This window comes from Arthrobacter sp. UCD-GKA, assembly GCF_001863355.1.
Classification (GTDB): domain Bacteria; phylum Actinomycetota; class Actinomycetes; order Actinomycetales; family Micrococcaceae; genus Paeniglutamicibacter.
In genome coordinates this window covers 95,459-115,210 of sequence record NZ_MOLR01000003.1, presented here as the reverse complement: position 1 = coordinate 115,210, position 19,752 = coordinate 95,459, and the positions used below count along the sequence as shown (strand labels likewise).

Sequence of the window (19,752 nt, the reverse complement as noted above, 5' to 3'; positions counted from 1 at the left end):
CTTTGTCTGCTTGCCTAGGCGGATGCGCCGGCGTGGGCGCCTTCGAATGCCGCCAACGGAGTTAATGCCGTCGGCGCGTCCGCTGCCGCGTCGGCCAGGTCCTCGAACTCGTTCACTGCATCCAGTTCAGCACCCATGGCAATGTTTGTCACACGCTCCAGGATGACCTCCACGACGACGGGCACCTGGAACTCGGCGGCCAGGCGGCCGGCCTCGGCGAAGCCCTCGGCCAGCTTGGAGGGATCCTCCACGCGAACCGCCTTGCAGCCCAGTCCCTCGGCGACCTTGACGTGGTCGACGCCGTAGCCGTTGGTTTCCGGGGAGTTGATGTTCTCGAAGCCCAGCGAGACGTGGTAATCCATCTCGAAGGGGCGCTGGGACTGGCGAATCAGGCCCAGGTAGGAGTTGTTGACCACCACGTGGATGTAGGGCAGCTTGAACTGCGCGCCGACGGCCAGTTCCTCGATCATGAACTGGAAGTCGTAGTCGCCGGAGAGGGCGACGACGGTGGAGTTCGGCTTGCCGCGCACCACGCCCAGGGCCGCGGGTCCGGTCCAGCCCAGCGGGCCGGCCTGGCCGGCGTTGATCCACTGGCGCGGGCCGTAGACGTGCAGCATCTGCGCACCGGCGATCTGGGACAGGCCGATGGTCGAGACGTAGGTGGTGTCCTTGCCGAAGGCTGCGTTCATTTCCTGGTAGACGCGCTGCGGTTTGATCGGCACGTTCTCGAAGTTGGTCTTGCGGTGCAGCGTGCCCTTGCGCTCGGTGCATTCGTCGGCCCACGCCGAGTAGTCCGGCAGGGTGCCGGCGGCCTTGCGGTCGCGGGCGGCGGCCAGCAGCTGGTCGATCGCGGCGCCGGCGTCGGAGATGATCCCCAAGTCCGGGGAGAAGACCCGGCCGATCTGGGTGCCCTCGATGTCGATGTGCACGAACGTTCGGCCCTTGCGGTACGTGTCCAGCCCGCCGGTGTGGCGGTTGGCCCAGCGGTTGCCCAGGCCCAGCACGAAGTCGGAGGCCAGGAAGGAGACGTTGCCGTAGCGGGTGTGGGTCTGGATGCCGACCATGCCCGACTGCAGGCGGTGGTCATCGGGAATGGCGCCCCAGCCCATCAGGGTCGGGGAGACCGGGATGTTCAGCAGTTCGGCCAGCTCGACGAGCTTTGCCGAGGCGTTGGCGTTGATGACTCCGCCGCCGGCAATGATCATCGGGTGCTTGGCGGCGACCAGCAGGTCCAGGACCTTCTCGGCCTGGCCGCGGGTGGCCGCCGGCTTGTCCGGGACCAGCGGTTCGTAGGCGTCGATGTCGAATTCGATGCTCGCCATCTGCACGTTGATCGGCAAATCCAGCAGGACCGGGCCCGGGCGTGCCGAGCGCATGATCTGGAAGGCCTTGGCGAAGTAGCCCGGGACCAGGCCCGGCTCCAGGACGGTGGCGGCGAACTTGGTGACCGGCTTGGCGATGGACTCGATGTCCACGGCCTGGAAGTCTTCCTTGTGCAGCTTGTCGGTCGGCGCCTGTCCGGTGATGCAGAGCATCGGGATCGAGTCGGCGATCGCGGCGTAGAGGCCGGTGATCATGTCGGTGCCGGCCGGGCCGGAGGTGCCCAGGCACAACCCGATCTTGCCGGTGGCCCGGGAGTAGCCGTCGGCCATGTGGCTGGCGCCCTCGACGTGGCGGGCCAGGGTGTGGCGGATGGTGCCGCGGCGCTGCATGGCCGAGTACAGCGGGTTGATTGCCGCTCCCGGCAGGCCGAAGGCCTCGGTGGCGCCTTCCTTTTCCAAAATCAAGACAATTGCATCAACGACGCGCATTGTTGCCATGTTGTACTGCTCCTTGTATCAATTCCGGTCGCCGGCAGGGCCTGGCGGCAGGAAGGGTGTGAAGTTCGGGTGGACCCCTGTGCGCGCGGCGGATGCCGCGCGGCGGTCCGGGTGGTGTGGGCGGCGCGTTTCCTGCAGGGAAGCGGTCCGGCGCCGTCGGTGCGTGGGGCTAGTTGGCGGCCACTGGTTCGGCCGGCACGTCTGCGGACCCGCTGAGGCGTTGTACGCCGCGGAAGAGCCCGGAGTGGTCAAGCGCGCCGTCGCCGCTGGCCACTGTGGAGGCCACGAGCTGGGCGACGAGTGCGCCGAGCGGAAGCACGACCCCGGCCTCGCGGGCCGCGGAGGTCACGATCCCCATGTCCTTGTGGTGCAGGGCCAGGCGGAAGCCGGGCTCGAAGGAGCGGTCAAGGATCTTCTGGCCCTTCTGGTCCAGGACCTTGGAGCCGGCAAGCCCGCCGCCGAGGACCTCCAGGGCGGCGTCGGTGTCGACACCGTAGGCCTCGAGGAAGACCACGGCCTCGGAGAGTGCCTGGATGTTGGCCGCCACGATCAGCTGGTTGGCCGCCTTGACGGTCTGGCCGGATCCGGCCGGGCCGACCAGCACGATGGTCTTGCCCACGGCGTTGAAGACGGCCTCGGCGGCGGCGAAGTCCGCCGGCTCGCCGCCGACCATGATCGACAGGACACCGCCGATCGCGCCGGCCTCGCCGCCTGAGACCGGGGCGTCCAGCGGGCGGATGCCGGCGGCGCGGGCCTCGTCGGCCAGGCGGGCGGCGACGTCGGGGCGGATGGAGGAGTTGTCGATCCACAGGGCGCCGGCCTTGGCGTTCACGAAGACGCCAGCCTCGCCGGTGACCACTGCTTCGACGTCCGCGGAATCCGGAACCATGGTGATGACGACGTCGGCGTCGGCCACTGCCTCCGGGATGGAGCCCGCGCCCTTGCCGCCGGCGGCCACCAGTTCCGCGGTCTTTTCCGGGCTGCGGTTGTAGCCGGTGACCTCGAAGCCTGCCTTGGCCAGGTTGATGGCCATGGGCAGGCCCATGATGCCCAGGCCGATGAATGCGATTTTTTGCGTGTTCGACATGCCGTGCTCCTGAAAACTTGTGTGCTGGTGGCTTGGGCGCTGGAGGCCCGGAAGGAGGGGGTGCGGGTTAGGCGGACTGGCGGATGAGCCAGTTGAAAGCTTGCGCGTGGGCGGCCTTGTATTCCAGGGCGACGCCGCCGGCGTAGCCGAGGTCGCGGGAACGGGTGACCCATTCGCCCAGCGGGAGGGTGCCGGTGCCCGGCGCGCCGCGTCCCGGATCGTCGGCGATCTGGATGTGGCCGAATTCGTGGGCGTGGCCCTCGATCAGTGCAGCGACGTCGTCGCCGTTGACGGCCAGGTGGTAGAAGTCGGCGAGCAGCTTCACGTTGGAGGCGCCGGCGGCGTGGACCTTGTCCAGGACAAAGAACGCGTCGGCCGAGGTCTTCAGCGGGTAGGCCTCGGATCCGGAGATCGGTTCAAGCAACACCGTGCCGCCGATGCGCTCGACGCCCTGGGCGGCTGCGAGAAGGTTTTCGATGGCCAGCTTGTCCTGTGCCTGGCCGTCGAGGCCCGGCTGGCGGTTGCCATACAGGGCGTTGAAGCCCTTGCAGCCGGTCGCTTCGCCGATGCCGGCGACGACATCGATGTTGGCCAGGAACTCGGATTCGCGTCCCACCCAGGAAACCAGGCCGCGGTCCCCGGCCGGCATGTCGCCGGCGAAGAAGTTCAGGCCTTCGAGCGTGACGCCCGCGTCCTTGATCGAGGCGATGAAGGCATCGACCTCGGAGTCGGAGGGAACCGCGGAGGCAAAGGGCCACCAGAATTCAACGCTGTCAAAGCCGGCGGCCTTCGCCGCAGCGGCGCGCTCCAGGAGGGGCAGCTCGGTGAGCAGGATTGAACAGTTGACGGTGTAGGCCATCTTCGACTCCTTCATGGTTCCAACTTCCATATTGTGAAATATGTTTATTGCTTGACGAGAACTCTACCGAGTGGTCTGAGTCACTGTCAAGAAGTGCGTCGCACTGAAATCCCCTCCGGGCGCCGCACTGTCGACAGCTTTCGGCATGCGACATGGGCGGGAGCGCCCAACTGCCCCGCCGCGGGCACTTACAGAGCGTTTCCACCAGACGAAAACTCTTTTCTTTTACGTGGAACCGTGCCATTATCGTTCAACGCAGTAATCCCCGTCACACCCCCTGTGGTGAAAGGTACGACCAGTCATGACCCATCCAGATGTGCGCACAGCGTCGTCCGTGCCAAGCGTGCCGTCGACAGAACTGCACGAACTGAACCCCCATGGGCTTAGCGCCTCGCTCTACAACAGCGACCTCGCTCCCACCACGAAGGCAGGCCGGACCTGGTCCAGCTACAGCATCTTCACGCTGTGGGCCAACGACGTCCACTCGCTTGGCAACTATGCGTTTGCGATCGGGCTCTTCGCCCTCGGACTGGGTGGCTGGCAGATCCTGCTGGCCCTGGGCTTTGGCGCACTGCTGCTCTTCGGCCTGCTGAACTTCTCCGGATTCATGGGCGAGAAGACCGGCGTACCGTTCCCTGTCATGAGCCGCATTGCCTTCGGCATCCGCGGGGCACAGATTCCGGCACTGCTCCGTGGCGGCGTCGCCATCGCCTGGTTCGGCATCCAGACCTACCTGGCCTCCGTCGTCCTGGTCGTCATGGTCCTCGCCGTGGCCCCCGGGGCGTCAACCCTGAACGACAACCTCTTCCTGGGGCTGTCCACCCTCGGATGGATCTGCTTCGTGGCCCTGTGGGCGCTGCAGTTGGTCATCGTCAGCTACGGCATGGAAATGATCCGCAAGTACGAGGCCTTCGCAGGGCCGGTCATCCTTGTCACCATGGGCGCACTGGCCGTGTGGATGTTCATCCAGGCAGGCGGCTCGATCGCCTGGTCCACCGGCGACACCAAGACCGGTGCCGACATGTGGATCGGGATCCTCGGCGGCGGCGCCCTCTGGGTCTCCATCTACGCCACCTTCGTGCTGAACTTCTGCGACTTCACCCGCAGCGCCAAGTCCAAGGGTTCGATCGTGCGAGGCAACTTCTTCGGAATCCCGCTGAACATGCTCCTTTTCGGCCTGATCGTCGTGGTCCTGACCGGTGCGCAGTTCAAGATCGACGGCACCATCATCGACAGCCCCTCGGACGTCGTCGAGGCCATCCCGAACACCTTCCTGCTGCTGGCGGCCTCTGCCGCACTGCTGATCCTGACCATCGCCGTGAACCTGATGGCCAACTTCGTCGCCCCGATCTACGCGCTGACGAACCTCTTCCCGAAGCACCTGAACTTCCGCCGCGCCGGCATCATCTCCGGTGTCATCGGACTGCTGATCCTGCCGTGGAACCTGTACAACTCCCCCGCGGTCATCACCTACTTCCTCGGCGGCCTGGGCGCGCTGCTCGGCCCGCTGTTCGGCATCATCATGGCCGACTACTGGATCCTGCGCCGCTCCCGGATCAACATCCCGGACCTGTACCGGGCCAATCCCGAGGGCGCGTATTACTTCACCCGAGGCGTGAACTTCCGCGCCATCCTCGCCCTGGGCGTCTCGGCCGTCGCTGCCCTGGTCCTGGCCTTCAACCCGGCGCTGCATTCCGTTTCGGCCTTCGCCTGGTTCATCGGCTCCGGCCTCGGTGCCGTCGTCTACCTGGCCATTGCCAAGCGCGGCCAGGCACACGAGGATGTCAGCGGCGAGCACATCGCCGTCGCCCCCACCCACTAGGGCACCTAACCCCTTCCTCAGATCCACCGCTACACAGGAGCATTCCCCCATGCGCATTCTGGTCCTCAACGTCAACACCACCGCGTCCATGACCCGGTCTATCGGCGACTCGGCCCGCTCGGCGGCCTCCCCGGGCACCGAAATCATCGAGCTGACGCCCAACTTCGGCGCGGATTCCTGCGAGGGAAACTTCGAGAGCTACCTTGCGGCGATCGCGGTGATGGACAAGGTCGTGAACTACACCGAACCGTACGACGCGGTCATCCAGGCCGGCTACGGCGAACACGGCCGCGAGGGCCTGCAGGAACTGCTCGACGTCCCGGTCGTGGACATCACCGAGGCCGCGGCCTCCACCGCGCAGTTCCTGGGCCACAAGTACTCCGTGGTCACCACGCTGGACCGCACGGTGCCGCTGATCGAGGACCGGCTGAAGCTGGCCGGGCTCACCGACCGCTGCGCCTCGGTCCGCGCCAGCGGGCTGGGCGTGCTCGAGCTCGAATCCGACCCCGAGCGCGCTGTCGCCGCCATCGTGGAGCAGTCGCGCCAGGCGGTTCAGATCGACAAGGCCGAGGTCATCGTGCTCGGCTGCGGCGGCATGGCGGAGCTTGAGGCCAAGGTCGCCGAGGCGACCGGGGTGCCGATCGTCGACGGCGTGCGCGCCGCGGTGACCATCGCCGAGTCGCTGGTGCGCCTGGGCCTGAGCACCTCCAAGGTGCGCACCTACGCGACCCCGCGGCCGAAGGTCGTCACCGGCTGGCCGATCACCAAGGCCAACGTCGAGGTAGAGCTCTCCTAGCTCCAGCAGCCCAATAGTCCAGGCATTGGCGTTCATTCCCGCCCGGGAATGGACGCCATTGCCTTTGTTGCGGCTCTGCCGTACCCGAGCCCTCGGCCTCAGCCCGCGCGCAGCGCCCGCGGCTCGCGGATGCACAGGGCCACCAACACCCCGGCCGCGGCCCCGATCACCGTCTCCACGGCCCGGTCGGCCATCAGAACGGCGGGATCCGTCGGGGAGGCCAGGTGCGTCATCACCAGGATCAGCGGCGTAAAGAAGACCAGCGCCAGCCCGTAGTGTCGGGCCATGAACAGCTCGGAGGGAAACTGCAGCACGACCACCGCCAGCCCCAGGAGCATGTTGGGAGGCTGCGGCAGCAGGATCAGTGCGGTCACCCCGACCCCGGCCAACGTTCCCACGACGCGGTGGATGCCGCGGACGATGCGCGCCCCGAGGGTCTCTGCGGCCAGCGGAACCGCGCCGGCGGCCATCGCCCAGTAGGGGTGCCCTATGCCCAGGAGTATCCCCGCGGCCCCGGCGCCGCCCACGGCCAGGACGTAGCGCAGGGCGTGGACGAGGATCGCCGGCGAGATGGCCGCTTCGACCGGGCGGACGGTGCCGGGCACCCAGCTCCGCGACCCCATCCACCCGGCGAACCCGACGAGCACGGCGAACAGTGCCGAACCAAGGCAAATGAGTGTGGCGCACCACCACGGGACCGCGAGCGGAACCGAGGCGCAGGCCCCCAGGGCGAAGATGCAGAAGAAGGGGCCGCCGGGCTTGAGCCTGTATTTGTCGGCAACGATCGAGACGACGCCCGCGACCAGCGCCTCGAGCGCCACCAGAGTCCACGGCCCGATATGCGCCGCTGCCAGGCCGATGCCGATCACGGTCCCGCCCACGAGCAGCACCGCGGCCTGCCCCTGGTGGATGACGCGCAGCTGGTGCGGCTCGTTCCTGCCGTACATGCCGACGAAGGCCCCGAATACCGCGTAGATGACCAGGTCCGGGCGGCCGGTTGCCAGCAGGGCCAGCGAGGGGACGGCAACACCCAGCGCCACGCGCCAGGCGGCCAGCCGGTCGCCCTGTGCCGGGCCCATGGCGAAGAACACTCGGGAACCCAGCGCGCCGAGGGCTCCACCACCGCCACCTGGTTCGGTGGCCCGTGGCCCCGCCATCCTTGCCATTGCGCCTCCCGCACCTTGGGGCACCGTGCCCCGGGGTCAACTGTGCGCGATACCGGTCATAAGCGTCAAAGAGACAATGACGATGCCCCTATAGGCACTGCCTATCGTGGTTTTTCGGCCGGGAGGTGCTCCAGGAACGTGAGATCGGTCGATTCCGCCACGGACAGCAAGGCGCGGACCAACACCGGAGCGGGGTCGCGGGCCAGGGTCACCAACCCGACAGGCACCGGGCGCCGGGGTTCAACCAACGGCACGGCCTGCAGGTTGGCCGGGATCCCGAAGACATGCAGCCAGGCCGCGGGCACGATCGTCGACCACGAGCCCGTCTGCACGTGCGCGAAGAGCGAGGCCACGGAGTCGGTTTCGAGCCGGGGCGCTGGAACGGCCCCCACCTCCGCAAAGACCTCGTCGATGCGTCGCCGGCCCTGCATGCTTGGGGCCAGCAGGCACAGCGGCAGCGTCGCCGCCTGGGCCCAGGTCGCGGAGGACGTCGTCACGGCACCCCTGGAGGTCAGCAGCACATGGCGTTCCAGGTACAGCGGGAGCACGCGGAATTCCTCCGGCACCGGATCCTGGATGTAGGTGATGCCCGCATCGATCTCGAAGGACCGCAGCCTGCCCAGGACGTCCCCGGAGGTCAGGTCGGAGACCACCTGGACGCGGGCCCGGGGATGGAGATCGCAGAATGGCGCATTCAACAGCGACACCGCGATCGAGGCGGTCGGGATCGAGCCGAAGCGCAGCTGGCCGGAAACCCCGGTGCGCATGGCGGCGATCTCGTCGTTCATGGCGTCCCGGTCCGCGAGGATCCTGCGCGCCCAGCTGACGAGCTCTTGGCCCTCGGCGGTCAGACCCTCGAACTTGTTGCCCCGGCGGATCAGGGGAACATCCAGTTCCTTTTCCAGCTTCCGGATCCCCTCCGAGAGGGCGGGCTGGGAGACCGAGCAGGATTGGGCGGCACGCACGAAGTGTCGCTCGCGCGCGAGGGCGACCATGTACTCGAGTTGCCGGATGAACATGCCTCCGGTCTACAGCATCGCGTCCCGCCGCGCCACTTCCCCCGGCGGGGCGTCCCTTGGATGGCGTGCGGGCTCGAACCATCCCGCCCCCGCCCTGTGAGGTCATCTGCGACCGACCGCTACCCCTTTCCCCGTATCCCGGGGCATGATCGAATCGTGGAGATTCCCCTGGCGTCGATCCCGTCCGGAAGCATTCGCATGCGCGACGCGCGTTCCGAGGCGGTTCGCGAAGTGCATTTGCGCCCCTTCGAACTCGGCAACACCCATGTCACCGGCGACCAATGGGCGCAAGTCCAGGGGACGGACCCGATTGGCCGGCCGGGATCGAACGTTCCGGTGCATCCGGTGACCTGGTTTGCTGCGGTGCGCTGGTGCAACGCCGCTTCCCGCCTGGCGGGGCTCGAGCCCGCCTACGCCTTCGGCACCGATACCGTCACCTGGAACGTGGCGGCCGAGGGCTACCGGCTCCCCACGGAAGCCGAATGGGAGTTTGGCGCCCGCGCCGGAACGAGCACCCCGACGCACGGGCCGCTGGCTGACATCGCCTGGACCTCGGCCGACGGCCTCGATGGCCCGCAAGCGGTCGGGCTCAAGCAGCCCAACGATTTCGGCCTGTTCGACATGATCGGCAATGCCTGGGAATGGTGCTGGGACTACGCGGATACCGCCCGCTACGGCGGCTACCGAAGCCTGCGCGGCGGCGGGTGGGACGACAAGGCCTGGAGCTGCCGGGCATCGGTGCGCCGCGGCAGCGCACCGGACGCCGTGCTGGAGGACGTCGGCTTCCGGGTGGCCCGCGGAGCGGTCGGCGAGCGCGGCGCGAGGGCCGCCCAGGGCTGGTCCGCCGAGGCCGATCGGCAACGCGCCGATATCCGCGGCCTGTTTCCCCTCGGCTGGACCCCGCTGCGGAGCCTGCTGCGCGACTGAGCGCGTGCCGACGGGCACCCGTTGCGCGGGCGTATACTTTTTCCCATGTCCATCACGATCTCGACCCAGCTGCCCCGCGGGCGTTCGGGGGTAGCCGGCGTCTTTTTCGCCGGCTCGAGATAGGGCTGTCCGCTTTCGGTGATTTTTTGCGCCCCCGTGGCGCGCCCGCATCCGCTGCAGGTTTTGCGCGCCTTCCTGCGCCCCTGCACCTGCGGATCACGTAAACCCACCCCGAACGTGCCCCCTCGCCCGCGCTGCGGCGACGAGGCGGCAAGACAGTCAGGACCTTTTCTCCATGCTCCCCCTCATCGAACAACAAATCCGCGCCTCCTTCATCAACGCCTCGCTGCGCGAGCGCAAGGCCATCACCCTCCCGGAAAACTTCGGCTCCCTGGACTGGGCCAACCTGGAATTCCTGGGTTGGCGGGATCCGAAACTGCCGCTGGTCGGCTACGTCGTGGCCTCCCTGGGCGATGCAACCGTGGGCATCATGTTCCGCAAGGCCGAGGGCAAGATCCGCAACCGGGCCCAGTGCTCGTGGTGCGAAGATGTTGACCTGCCCAACGACGTGGTGTTCTTCAACGCCAAGGCCGGCGGTCAGGCCGGTCGCGACGGCAACACCATCGGCATGCTCGTGTGCGCCAACTTCGAATGCTCCGCCAATGTCCGCATGATGAAGTCGTTGCCGTACATCGGCTTTGATCGCGAGGCCGAAATGCACCGGCGCATCGCCGTGCTGCAGGAGCACGTGTTGAACTTCGCCAAGCGCGTGCGCGACGGCGAATAGCTCCCCCGGCCGGTCTCCCGCGAAGCGACGCAAGCAGCCGCGGGAGACCAGCCATCCAAGAACACCGGGTTCCAGCTCCCGGTCGGCGAAAATGAGTCGCTGCACCGACTCACGCCCCACCGCGGCCCGCGTCTTCTCCGAGGCTTCCCCCCTCCACTGAAGTTCCAGCCCGGCTTTCGCCGCCACCCGGGCGGAGGCGGGATTGGTGGAGAGCACCCGGGCGATGACCGGCACTTCAGCCAGCTTCTCCCCCGCGCAAGCCACGGCCGTGCGGGCAAGCTCGGTGGCAAATCCGTGGCCCCAGCAGGCCGGATCCAGCCGGTAGCCGAGATTCCAGACCCTTCCCCCGGCCTCCGTCTCGAAGAGGTGCACTCCCCCGGTGCCCAGCACCCGGCCCGGTTCCAGGCCCGGTATGGCGCAGCCCTCCCCCAAGCGCACGACCCAATGCGAGAGACCGTGCTCCCGCCAGCCGGTGCCAAACATCTCCAGCGTTGCCTCGACCCGTGCCGGATCGGTGCTCCGCGCTCCCGGGATGTGCGCCCAGGTGCGCGGGTCGCTGGCGATCGCGAAGACCGCGTCCCGGTCGGCGGGCACGGGTGGATCGAGCTGCAGCCTTGGTGTCCCGGGGTTCGTCTCCGTCATGTCCCCAACCTATCGCGCGCCGCCGACACAAACAGGGGGCGAAGGGCCCCGCGCCCGGGGCCCCGGGAGGACGGCTGCCTCCGGGAGCCCCCTGCATATGAGTCGATACCGGTTCGATATGTATTGGTTTTCGGCAACCGCGCCGGGCTGCCCGTTGGTAGGGTGGCCACATGATCAACTCCGCCCGCCTGCACTCGGACCTCTCCCGCCTCGGCCGCGAAACAAACATGCTGCTGGCCACCATCGAGACCCTGTCCGCCGAAGAATTGGCCGCCCCCTCGCTGTGCGAAGGCTGGAGCCGTGCAGATGTCATCGCCCACCTCGCCTCCAACGGCCGCTCGCTGGTCAAGCTCATCGACTGGGCCACCACCGGGGACGAGCAGCAGCTCTACGCATCGCCCGAGGCCCGCGCCGAGGAAATCGCGGCGCTCGCGGCCCTGCCCCGCGCGGAGCTCGTCGAGAAGGTCCGCACGGCCGCGGAATTCTTCGCCGAGCAGTCCGAACGGCTGACCGGCGAACTCGCCGTCGAGGAAGTGGACCTGCACGGCAAGGTCATCCCCGCCACCTCCATCGTGGCGCTGCGCATCGCCGAGGTCGTCGTCCACCACCACGACCTGGACACCGCATGGACCATCGAGGAAGCCGACCCGGACTCGCAGCTCAACGCAGTCGAGGCGGCGGTGCGCACCATGCGGGCCAAGGACGCCCCGGGCATGACCTTGGTGACCGAGGAAGGCGACGAATGGGTGATCGGCGACGGCGCCCTGCATGTGAAGTCCGACCGCGAGGGCCTGATCGAATGGCTGGCGCGCGGCCAGGCGCGCTACATCGAGGCCGACGGCCCGCTGCCGGTGCTGCCCGCCTGGTAGGCCGCGGACCGCGCCAAGGCACGCAAAAGCCGGGTTCGGCGGATCCAGGAAGATTGGATCCGCCGAACCCGGCTTTCGTTTTGCGATTTTACAAGGCGATCTGGCGGTTCTGGTCCTTGTAGAGCAGGTAGCGGAAGTTCGACGGCCCGCCGGCGTAGCAAGCCTGCGGGCAGAAGGCGCGCAGCGACATGTAGTCGCCCGCCTCCACCTCGACCCAGTCGGCGTTCAGGCGGTAGACGGCCTTGCCCTCAAGCACGTACAGGCCGTGCTCCATGACGTGGGTTTCGGCGAACGGGATCGATGCGCCCGGCTCGAAGGTGACGATGTTGACGCCGAAGTCGAAGGCCACGTCCTCGGGATCGAGCATCCGGGTGGTGCGCCACTTGCCGTCGGTTTCCGGCATGGCTCCTGGCTCGATGTCGCGCTCGTTGCCGAAGACCGGGCCCGGGGCGGCGACTCCGGCCAGGACCTCGTAGCGCTTGCGGATCCAGTGGAAGGTGGCCACCTCGACGCCGTTGTTGTGCGCCGACCACTTGGCACCTGCCGGGGCGAAGGCGAAGCCGCCCTCCCCCAGGGTCTGGGTCTGGCCGTTGATGGTCACGGTCAGGGAACCTGCGACCACGAAGATGAAGGACTGGACCTCGGCCTGCGGCTCCGGGTTCTCCGAGCCGCCGCCGGGGTTGACCTCGACGATGGACTGGGCGAAGGTCGTGGCGCCGCCGGCGACCGGGCGGTTCAGGACCCAGGCCCGGGTTCCGGTCCACTCCGGGAAGACCGAGGTGACGATGTCGCGCAGCACGCCGCGCGGGATGACCGTGTAGGCCTCGGTGACGATGGCGCGGTCACTGAGCAGGTCGGTCTGCGGCGGGTGCCCTCCGTAGTTCGTGTAGTAGCTTGCATCCGCACGAGTCTGGGTCTTAGGCATTCGAGTCCTCCGTCTGTGTTGCTCGCGCGAGCGCGATGGCTTCAAGGGTGGTCAGTGAAATTTCGGCCTGCGAGGTGATCTCCTCGGCGGTCAGCGCGCCGCAGACCAGCCCGCGGCGGATGAAGTTGGCCAGCGCCTTGGCGGTTGCCGGTTCATCCATGATTGCCGATTCGATCCGGTGCACGTAGTTGCGCAGGCGGACCGCGGCGGCGGCGAAGCCCTCGCGGTAGAAGGCGTAGGTCGCCAGGTAGCGGGTGGCCAGCTGGTTTTCGTGCAGGTCCCAGCCCTGGTAGATCCCGCGTTCCAGGTGGCGGCGCACCAGCCGGGCATGGAGCGCCCAGGCCGCCTGGACCTGTTCCGGGTCGCCGAGGGGCAGGATGTTGGTCGAGCCGTCGGACATGTGCACGCCGGTGCCGGCGATGGCCACCTGCATGACGTTCTTGGCGTAGTCGGCTGCCGGGTGTTCCATGGACTGGTAGGCCGCGGCGATGCCCAGGGAGGCCGAGTAGTCGTAGGTGCCGTAGTGCAGCGAGGAAACGCGACCCGCCCCGGCGTGGATCAGCGCGGCCGAGGGCACGGTGCCGTCGGCCGCGAGGATCAGCTGCGGGGTTTCCATCTGGACCTCGAAGCGCAGGCGGCCAGCGGGCAGCCCGTGGGCGGCCTCCAGTTGCTCGCAGATAAAGACCATGGCCTTCACCTGGGCGATGGTGGTGACCTTCGGAAGGGTCAGCACCAGGCCCTGCGGCAGGTCGCCGGCGCGGGCCAGCGTGGAAACGAAGAGGTCCAGGGTGCGCAGTCCGCGGCCCCGGGTGGGTGCCTCGAAGCACTTGAAGCGGATCCCGATGAACGGCGGGGCGACGCCCGCGGCAACGGCCTTGGCGACCTGCTCGGCGGCGGCAACCGCCGCGGCGTCCTCGGCTTCGTCGCCGCGGTCCCCGTAGCCGTCCTCGAAGTCCAGGCGCAAATCCTCGATGGGTTCGCTGCCCAGCTTCGCGGCAACCAGCGCTGCCAGCTCGCCGGGCTGCGACAGCCCCAGCTTGCCGGCAAGGGTTTCCAGTCCGGACACGCCGCCGGCCGCGGCCAGCGCCGCCGCTCCCCAGGCTGCTGGCAGCTCGGGGGTGAAGCGGTCGGCCGGGACGTAGGCGGTGTGGATCGGCTGGCGCGCGCCGGAGTCGCCCGGGTAGCCCTTTTCGAGCAGCTCGTCGGTGGCCGCCAGGTCGCTTTCGACCTTGGCAAGGGCCGCGGCGTTCAGCACGCCCCGGATGCTCACTTGGACACCAATTCGGTGCTCAGCAGGCGGTAGGCCGGCAGGGTGAGGAAGTCCTCGAAGTCCTCGTCGCGGCCGGAGACCAGGCGGCCGATCAAATCGGCTGCCGGTGCGTAGTAGGCCTTGAAGGCCTCCTCGTCGTTGACCTCGGCACGCAGCTTGGCGACCTGGGTCTCCAGGGCCTTGGCGACCAGCTCGGCGGTGATGGTGTTGCCGGTGTCCGCGGCGACGACCTTGTTGTGGATCTGCTGCCAGATCTGCGAACGCGAGATCTCGGCGGTTGCCGCATCCTCCATGAGGTTGTGGATGGCCACCGCGCCGGTGCCCGAGAGCCACACGGCGGTGTAGGCCACGGCCACGTAGAGGTTGGTGTTGACCCCGGCCTCGGTGACCGAGCCCGGTGCGGAGGCGACGTCGAGCAGCTGTGCGGCGGTCACGTTGACCTCCGGACGCTGGCGGTCGAGCTGGTTCGGCTTGTCTCCCAGCACGGAGTCGAAGACCTCGACGCAGATTTCCACCAGGTCCGGGTGTGCGACCCAGGAGCCGTCGAAGCCGTCGTTGGCCTCGCGGGTCTTGTCCGCGCGGACCTTCTCGAAGGCGGCGGCGGTGACCTCGGGTTCGCGGCGGTTCGGGATGACCGCGGCCATGCCGCCCATCGCGAAGGCGCCGCGCTTGTGGCAAGTGGCGACCAGCAGTTCGGTGTAGGCGCGCATCATCGGGGCGGTCATCGCCACGTCGGCGCGGTCGGGCATGATGAATGCGTCGCCGGCCTCGCGGAAGTACTTGATGATGGAGAAGAGGTAGTCCCAGCGCCCGGCGTTCAGGCCCGAGGCGTAGTCGCGCAGCTCGTAGAGCATCTCGTCCATCTGGAAGGCGGCGGTGATGGTCTCGATGAGCATGGTGGCGCGCACCGTGCCGTGTTCGATGCCCAGCTCGGCCTCGGCGAAGGAGAACACGTCGTTCCACAGGCGGGACTCGAGGTGGGACTCCATCTTCGGCAGGTAGTAGAACGGTCCCTGGCCCTTTTCCGCAAGCACACGCGCGTTGTGGAAGAAGTGCAGGCCGAAGTCGACCAGTGCGCCCACGGCCGGTGCGCCGTTGATGAGCACGTTGGCCTCGGGCAGGTGCCAGCCGCGCGGGCGGACCACGACGGTGGCCAGCGGCGCGTCGGTGCGCAGCGCGTAGGACTTGCCGTTGCCCGCATCCTCGAAGGACAGCGTGCCGGCGGCGGCGTCGGTGAGGTTCACCAGTGCATCGATGACGTTGTGCCAGGTCGGGGTCGAGGCGTCCTCGAGATCCGCGAGCCAGACCTTGGCGCCGGAGTTCAGCGCGTTGATGGCCATCTTGGCCGGGGTGGCCGGGCCGGTGATTTCCACGCGGCGGTCCTGCAGGGCCGCCGGTGCCGGCGCGACCTTCCAGTCGCCGTTGCGGATTTCGGCGGTGGCGGGGTCGAAGTCCAGGGTTCCGGTCTTTGCCACCTCGGCGCGCGCGGCGGTGCGCGCCTCGAGGAGCGTCTCGCGGGTGGAGGCGAACTTTTCGTGCAGCTTCTCCACGAACGCCAGGGCCTCGGGGGAAAGGATCTCATCGGCCTTGGCAACGGCCGGGGTGTGGGTCAGGGTGATGCTCATGGTGGTGGACCAGACTTTCTTGCTACTTGTTTTTCGCGGCCGCGGTGGCGACGGCCTCGGCGACGTCTGCGGCCACATGCGGGTCGAAGACGGACGGAATGATGAAGCCCGGGTTAAGTTCATCTTGGCTTACGCGGGCGGAAATGGCATCGGCTGCGGCCAACAACATTTCGTCGGTGATGTCCGCGACGCGTGCATCGAGCAGGCCGCGGAAGAAGCCCGGGAATGCCAGCACGTTGTTGATCTGGTTCGGGAAGTCGGAACGGCCCGTGGCAACCACTGCTGCGTGGCGGCCGGCGGCGATGGGGTCCACTTCCGGGTCAGGGTTGGCCATGGCAAAGACGATGGCGTCCTTTTTCATGGCAGCGATGTCGGCCTCGTCCAGGACGTTCGGGGCCGAAACCCCGATGAAGACATCGGCTCCGACAACCGCTTCCTTGAGCGTTCCGGTGAACTGCTCCGGGTTGGTGTTCTCGGCGAGCCATTGGCGGTGCGGGTCGGCGGAGACATCCGCGGCACTGATCGCTCCGTTGCGGCCTGCGGCAATGATGTTCTTTGCGCCGCGTGCGGCCAGCAGCTGGATGATGGCGTTGCCGGCGGCGCCGACGCCGGAGACGACGATGCGGACCTTGTCGATCTGCTTGCCGACCACCAGCAGCGCGTTGGTCAGTGCGGCCAGGGTGACGATGGCGGTGCCGTGCTGGTCGTCGTGGAAGACCGGGATGTCCAGTTCCTCGCGCAGGCGGGCCTCGATCTCGAAGCAGCGCGGGGCCGCGATGTCCTCGAGGTTCACCCCTCCGTAGACCGGGGCGAGGGCCTTGACGATCATGATGATCTCTTCGGTGTCCTGGGTGTCCAGGCAGACCGGCCAGGCGTCGACGTTGGCGAACTGCTTGAACAGCGCTGCCTTGCCCTCCATGACCGGAAGGGCAGCGGCCGGGCCGATGTTGCCCAGGCCCAGGACGGCCGAGCCGTCGGTGACCACGGCGATGGTGTTGCGCTTGATGGTGAGGTTGCGGGCATCCTCGGGGTTCTCTGCGATGGCCATGCACACGCGGGCCACACCCGGGGTGTACGCCCGGGAAAGGTCGTCGCGGTTGCGCAGGGCGACCTTCGGGACGACCTCGAGCTTGCCGCCCAGGTGCATGAGGAAGGTGCGGTCGGAAATGTTTCGGACGGTGACGCCCTCTAGATCGTTCAGCGAGTCGCGGACGATCTGCCCGTGGTCGGCGTCGGTGGTGTTGCAGCTGACGTCGACGACCATGGTGTCGTGGCCGGACTCGGCCACGTCCAGTGCCGTGATGGAGCCGCCCGCGCGGCCGACCGCGGCAGCCAATTCGGTGGTCGCCGTAATGGAGACGGGCGTTTCAACACGCAACGTCACTGAGTAGCCTGGGCTTGGAACAGCCATTTCGTCCTCCTGTAAATGTTTCCGTATAGTGGATACTATTATCTACGCAGTGAAATTACAAGCCTACTTGTGGACTGCGTCACTAGATTTTCCGCGAAAACTTCCGGATTGCGGAAAAGTGGGCCCCGGCTCCGGTAACGTAAGGCCTAACAACCCACCCGTTTGGGGGATCGCCGGACCGGGAATCCCCTTCCGCGCACCACCGACATCAGGAGCCCCTCCATGGCCGAAGCAAAGACGACACCGGGCGTCCAGTCCGTCGAGCGCGCCTTCGAGCTGCTCGAACTCATTGGCCGGGCCGGCGGAGAGGCCGCACTGAGCGAACTTGCCGTGGACACCCCGCTTCCGCTGCCCACCATCCACAGGCTGCTGCGCACCCTGGTCGGGATCGGCTACGTCCGCCAGCTGAACAACCGCCGCTACGCCCTTGGCCCGCGGCTGATCCGCCTCGGCGAGGTCGCCAACCGCCAACTGGGCGCCCTGTCCACGCCCATCCTCCAGACCCTGGTGAACGAACTGGGCGAATCGGCCAGCATCGCGGTGCTCGACGGCGACATGGTCACCTACATCTCCCAGGCCCAGTCGCCGCACGCAATGCGCATGATCACCGAGGTCGGACGCCGCTCCTCGCTGCACGGCACGAGCGTGGGCAAGGCCATCCTGGCGGTGCTGGACAACGACCGGGTCCAGCGGCTGGTCAACCAGGCCGGCATGCCCGCCCACACGCCCAAGACCATCACAACCATGCACCAGCTCTTCGACGAGCTCGAGGCGGTCCGCGCCCGCGGATACGCCATCGACGAGGAAGAGCAGGAACTGGGCGTGCGCTGCCTGGGCATGTCGGTCCCGGGCGCGCCGACGCCGATGGCCATCTCCGTCTCCGGGCCCGTCACCCGCGTCACCGACGAGTTCACCTCCCGGGCCATACCGCACCTGCGCGCGGCCACGGCCCAGCTTTCCGCGGCCCTGGCCGTCACCACGGGCTAGCGCCGGCAACGGCACGGCAAGGCGGTCCGGCCGGAGGCGGGGAACCTGGTTCCCTGCCTCCGGCCGGACCGCCTTGGAGTTCAATGCGATGGCAGTGCCCGCGTCTCAGTGGTGCGGCGGCGAAGCCGGGCCCGAACGAACGAACTCGGACTCGTCCGGACAGGGCACGCCGGCTTCCTCGCACCTCTTGCGGTAGTCCGACACGATGCCCCTGAATTCTTCGTCGTCCACGACCGGGATTTCCTCGCCGGCCGCGTCAATGAGCCGCCCGGACTTGAAGTGGTCGCCCTCGAGCAGCCCGCGGACTTCCTCGGCCTTGACGATGCGCGGGATCTGCTCGGCAATGAGCATCCGCGGGGGCGCGGCGGCATAGGCCGAACCGTCCCGCTTCGGGGTGCCGATCTTCAACTCGTTGAACAACAGGTTCAGCGCCACGGCCATGACCGCCGCCGAGCTGATGCCCGAGTGGAAGATGGTGGCGAACCAGGTCGGGAACTGGTCGTAGAAATCCGTCTTCACGATCGGCAGCGCTCCGAAGGCGATGGAGGTTGCCACGATGATCATGTTCAGGTTGTTCTCGTACTTGACGCTGGCCAGGGTGCGGATGCCCGAGGCTGCAACGGTGCCGAAGAGCACGATGCCCGCCCCGCCCAGCACCGGGGTGGGGATTGCCGCGACCACGCGGCCGAGGATCGGCAGCAGGCCCAGCACCACCAGGATGCCGCCGCCGGCGGTGACCACGAAGCGGGACTTGACCCCGGTGATGGCCACCAGTCCGACGTTTTGTGCGAACGCGCTCTGGGTGAAGGTGTTGAAGACCGGAGCCAGGACGCTGGAGGCCATGTCGGCGCGCAGGCCGTCGGCAATGCGCTTGGAATCGACGCGGGTCTTGGCGATCTCGCCCACCGCGAGGATGTCGGCGGTGGTTTCGGTGAGGATCACGATGACAACGATGGTCATCGAGACGATCGCGCCGACCTCGAACACCGGCCAGCCGAAGGCGAAGGGCTGCGGGAAGGCGAAGATCGACCCGTGGGGCACCGCGGAGAAGTCGGCCATGCCCAGGAACACGGCGACGATGGTGCCGATGACCATGGCCAGCAGGATCGACAGGCGCGAGATCGCGGCCTTGCCGACCTTGGAGAGCAGCAGCACGATGAGCATCGTCATTCCGGCAAGACCGATGTTGGCCAGCGAACCGTAGTCGTCGGCCTTGGCGTTGCCGCCCATGGCCCAGTTTGCCGCCACGGGAGTCAGCGAAAGCCCGATCATCGTGATCACCACGCCGGTGACCACCGGCGGGAAGAACCGCACGATCTTGGCGAAGAAGGGAGCGACAAGGAAGCCGATCAGCGAGGCGGCAAGCACGGCGCCGAAGACCGATTGCAGGCCGCCGTCGCCGTTGACGATGGCCACCATGGTGGAGACCGAGGCGAAGGACGTTCCCTGGACCAGCGGGAGCTGGGCCCCGAAGAACGGGATGCCGACGGTTTGCAGGATCGTGGCCAGCCCGCCAACAAAGAGGCAGCTGGCCACCAGCACGCCGATCTGCTCGGGGGTGAGCCCGGCGGCCCCGCCGATGATCAACGGCGGCGCGATGATTCCGCCGTACATGGTCAGTACGTGTTGGAGCCCGTAGGCGATGGTTTTGCCCAGGGGCAACCGCTCGTCCTCGGGACGGAGTGTAGTACTTTTGACGTGCGCAGCCTTCATGTCTGAACTCCTTGATGGTTGCGATGA

The 19,752-nt window shown here is 67.7% G+C and carries 16 protein-coding genes and 1 pseudogene; 6 read left to right on the top strand and 11 right to left on the bottom strand.

Annotated features, from left to right (window positions below):
• Positions 1-14: 14 nt before the first annotated feature.
• The 3 genes from gcl to BLJ79_RS05580 all read right to left on the bottom strand — a co-directional run bounded on the left by gcl (position 15) and on the right by BLJ79_RS05580 (position 3,766).
• Positions 15-1,820 (bottom strand): glyoxylate carboligase, encoded by a 1,806-nt coding sequence (gene gcl, locus BLJ79_RS05590; RefSeq protein WP_071213713.1) that lies wholly within the window; start codon positions 1,818-1,820, stop codon positions 15-17.
• A 169-nt stretch (positions 1,821-1,989) separates the two neighbouring features.
• Positions 1,990-2,907, bottom strand: a complete 918-nt coding sequence (locus BLJ79_RS05585; RefSeq protein WP_071213712.1) for a 2-hydroxy-3-oxopropionate reductase — start codon at positions 2,905-2,907, stop codon at positions 1,990-1,992.
• A gap of 67 nt (positions 2,908-2,974) precedes the next feature.
• A complete protein-coding gene (locus BLJ79_RS05580; protein WP_071213855.1) occupies positions 2,975-3,766 on the bottom strand; it encodes a hydroxypyruvate isomerase family protein in 792 nt (263 codons plus the stop codon).
• A gap of 301 nt (positions 3,767-4,067) precedes the next feature.
• Between BLJ79_RS05580 and BLJ79_RS05575 the strand changes: the two genes are divergently transcribed.
• Positions 4,068-5,588 (top strand): NCS1 family nucleobase:cation symporter-1, encoded by a 1,521-nt coding sequence (locus BLJ79_RS05575; RefSeq protein ID WP_083411026.1) that lies wholly within the window; start codon positions 4,068-4,070, stop codon positions 5,586-5,588.
• A gap of 49 nt (positions 5,589-5,637) precedes the next feature.
• Complete coding sequence (locus BLJ79_RS05570; RefSeq protein ID WP_071213711.1) at positions 5,638-6,384, top strand: aspartate/glutamate racemase family protein; 747 nt, start codon at positions 5,638-5,640, stop codon at positions 6,382-6,384.
• 98 nt (positions 6,385-6,482) lie between these two features.
• On the opposite strand, the gene BLJ79_RS05565 is transcribed toward BLJ79_RS05570, so the two are convergent.
• Positions 6,483-7,550, bottom strand: a complete 1,068-nt coding sequence (locus tag BLJ79_RS05565) for an FUSC family protein (RefSeq protein ID WP_286135270.1) — start codon at positions 7,548-7,550, stop codon at positions 6,483-6,485.
• A 101-nt stretch (positions 7,551-7,651) separates the two neighbouring features.
• Positions 7,652-8,569 carry a LysR family transcriptional regulator gene (locus BLJ79_RS05560; RefSeq protein WP_071213710.1) on the bottom strand — a complete coding sequence of 306 codons (918 nt, stop codon included), beginning with the start codon at positions 8,567-8,569 and terminating at the stop codon, positions 7,652-7,654.
• Positions 8,570-8,722: 153 nt separating this feature from the next.
• Here BLJ79_RS05560 and BLJ79_RS05555 point away from each other — a divergent pair, with 153 nt between their 5' ends.
• Positions 8,723-9,496 carry a formylglycine-generating enzyme family protein gene (locus BLJ79_RS05555; RefSeq protein WP_286135280.1) on the top strand — a complete coding sequence of 258 codons (774 nt, stop codon included), beginning with the start codon at positions 8,723-8,725 and terminating at the stop codon, positions 9,494-9,496.
• 295 nt (positions 9,497-9,791) lie between these two features.
• Entirely contained in the window at positions 9,792-10,283 is a 492-nt protein-coding gene (locus BLJ79_RS05550) for an FBP domain-containing protein (RefSeq protein ID WP_071213709.1), read from the top strand.
• A gap of 177 nt (positions 10,284-10,460) precedes the next feature.
• On the opposite strand, the pseudogene BLJ79_RS23900 reads toward BLJ79_RS05550, so the two are convergent.
• A pseudogene (locus BLJ79_RS23900) lies at positions 10,461-10,925 on the bottom strand (GNAT family N-acetyltransferase); the annotation flags it as partial.
• Between the two features lie 170 nt (positions 10,926-11,095).
• Between BLJ79_RS23900 and BLJ79_RS05545 the strand changes: the two are divergent.
• A complete protein-coding gene (locus tag BLJ79_RS05545) occupies positions 11,096-11,794 on the top strand; it encodes a maleylpyruvate isomerase family mycothiol-dependent enzyme (RefSeq protein WP_071213708.1) in 699 nt (232 codons plus the stop codon).
• 88 nt (positions 11,795-11,882) lie between these two features.
• Here the strand turns inward: BLJ79_RS05545 and BLJ79_RS05540 are convergent, their stop codons facing one another.
• Genes BLJ79_RS05540 through BLJ79_RS05525 form a run of 4 tightly spaced genes read right to left on the bottom strand, consistent with a single transcriptional unit; the run spans position 11,883 to position 17,025 of the window.
• Positions 11,883-12,719, bottom strand: a complete 837-nt coding sequence (locus BLJ79_RS05540; RefSeq protein WP_071213707.1) for a bifunctional allantoicase/(S)-ureidoglycine aminohydrolase — start codon at positions 12,717-12,719, stop codon at positions 11,883-11,885.
• Complete coding sequence (locus BLJ79_RS05535; RefSeq protein WP_071213706.1) at positions 12,712-13,989, bottom strand: DUF6986 family protein; 1,278 nt, start codon at positions 13,987-13,989, stop codon at positions 12,712-12,714. Before BLJ79_RS05535 ends, BLJ79_RS05540 begins: the two co-directional genes overlap by 8 nt.
• Positions 13,986-15,614: a malate synthase A gene (aceB, locus tag BLJ79_RS05530; protein WP_071213705.1), complete on the bottom strand. Its 1,629-nt coding sequence runs from the start codon at positions 15,612-15,614 to the stop codon at positions 13,986-13,988. The genes BLJ79_RS05535 and aceB overlap by 4 nt, the downstream gene beginning before the upstream one ends.
• Before the next feature lie 22 nt (positions 15,615-15,636).
• Positions 15,637-17,025 carry an NAD-dependent malic enzyme gene (locus BLJ79_RS05525; protein ID WP_071213704.1) on the bottom strand — a complete coding sequence of 463 codons (1,389 nt, stop codon included), beginning with the start codon at positions 17,023-17,025 and terminating at the stop codon, positions 15,637-15,639.
• Positions 17,026-17,247: 222 nt separating this feature from the next.
• On the opposite strand from BLJ79_RS05525, the gene BLJ79_RS05520 reads away from it, so the two are divergent.
• A complete protein-coding gene (locus tag BLJ79_RS05520; protein WP_071213703.1) occupies positions 17,248-18,012 on the top strand; it encodes an IclR family transcriptional regulator in 765 nt (254 codons plus the stop codon).
• A 105-nt stretch (positions 18,013-18,117) separates the two neighbouring features.
• Here the strand turns inward: BLJ79_RS05520 and BLJ79_RS05515 are convergent, their stop codons facing one another.
• Positions 18,118-19,725, bottom strand: a complete 1,608-nt coding sequence (locus BLJ79_RS05515; RefSeq protein WP_071213702.1) for a nucleobase:cation symporter-2 family protein — start codon at positions 19,723-19,725, stop codon at positions 18,118-18,120.
• Positions 19,726-19,752: the final 27 nt, after the last annotated feature.

Coding starts and splice junctions, on each gene's coding strand:
- BLJ79_RS05580 (WP_071213855.1), bottom strand. CDS start 3,766: ATGGCCTACACCGTCAACTGTTCAATCCTGCTCACCGAGCTGCCCCTC.
- aceB (WP_071213705.1), bottom strand. CDS start 15,614: ATGAGCATCACCCTGACCCACACCCCGGCCGTTGCCAAGGCCGATGAG.
- BLJ79_RS05550 (WP_071213709.1), top strand. CDS start 9,792: ATGCTCCCCCTCATCGAACAACAAATCCGCGCCTCCTTCATCAACGCC.
- BLJ79_RS05560 (WP_071213710.1), bottom strand. CDS start 8,569: ATGTTCATCCGGCAACTCGAGTACATGGTCGCCCTCGCGCGCGAGCGA.
- BLJ79_RS05565 (WP_286135270.1), bottom strand. CDS start 7,550: ATGGCAAGGATGGCGGGGCCACGGGCCACCGAACCAGGTGGCGGTGGT.
- BLJ79_RS05515 (WP_071213702.1), bottom strand. CDS start 19,725: ATGAAGGCTGCGCACGTCAAAAGTACTACACTCCGTCCCGAGGACGAG.
- gcl (WP_071213713.1), bottom strand. CDS start 1,820: ATGGCAACAATGCGCGTCGTTGATGCAATTGTCTTGATTTTGGAAAAG.
- BLJ79_RS05520 (WP_071213703.1), top strand. CDS start 17,248: ATGGCCGAAGCAAAGACGACACCGGGCGTCCAGTCCGTCGAGCGCGCC.
- BLJ79_RS05585 (WP_071213712.1), bottom strand. CDS start 2,907: ATGTCGAACACGCAAAAAATCGCATTCATCGGCCTGGGCATCATGGGC.
- BLJ79_RS05525 (WP_071213704.1), bottom strand. CDS start 17,025: ATGGCTGTTCCAAGCCCAGGCTACTCAGTGACGTTGCGTGTTGAAACG.
- BLJ79_RS05545 (WP_071213708.1), top strand. CDS start 11,096: ATGATCAACTCCGCCCGCCTGCACTCGGACCTCTCCCGCCTCGGCCGC.
- BLJ79_RS05540 (WP_071213707.1), bottom strand. CDS start 12,719: ATGCCTAAGACCCAGACTCGTGCGGATGCAAGCTACTACACGAACTAC.
- BLJ79_RS05575 (WP_083411026.1), top strand. CDS start 4,068: ATGACCCATCCAGATGTGCGCACAGCGTCGTCCGTGCCAAGCGTGCCG.
- BLJ79_RS05570 (WP_071213711.1), top strand. CDS start 5,638: ATGCGCATTCTGGTCCTCAACGTCAACACCACCGCGTCCATGACCCGG.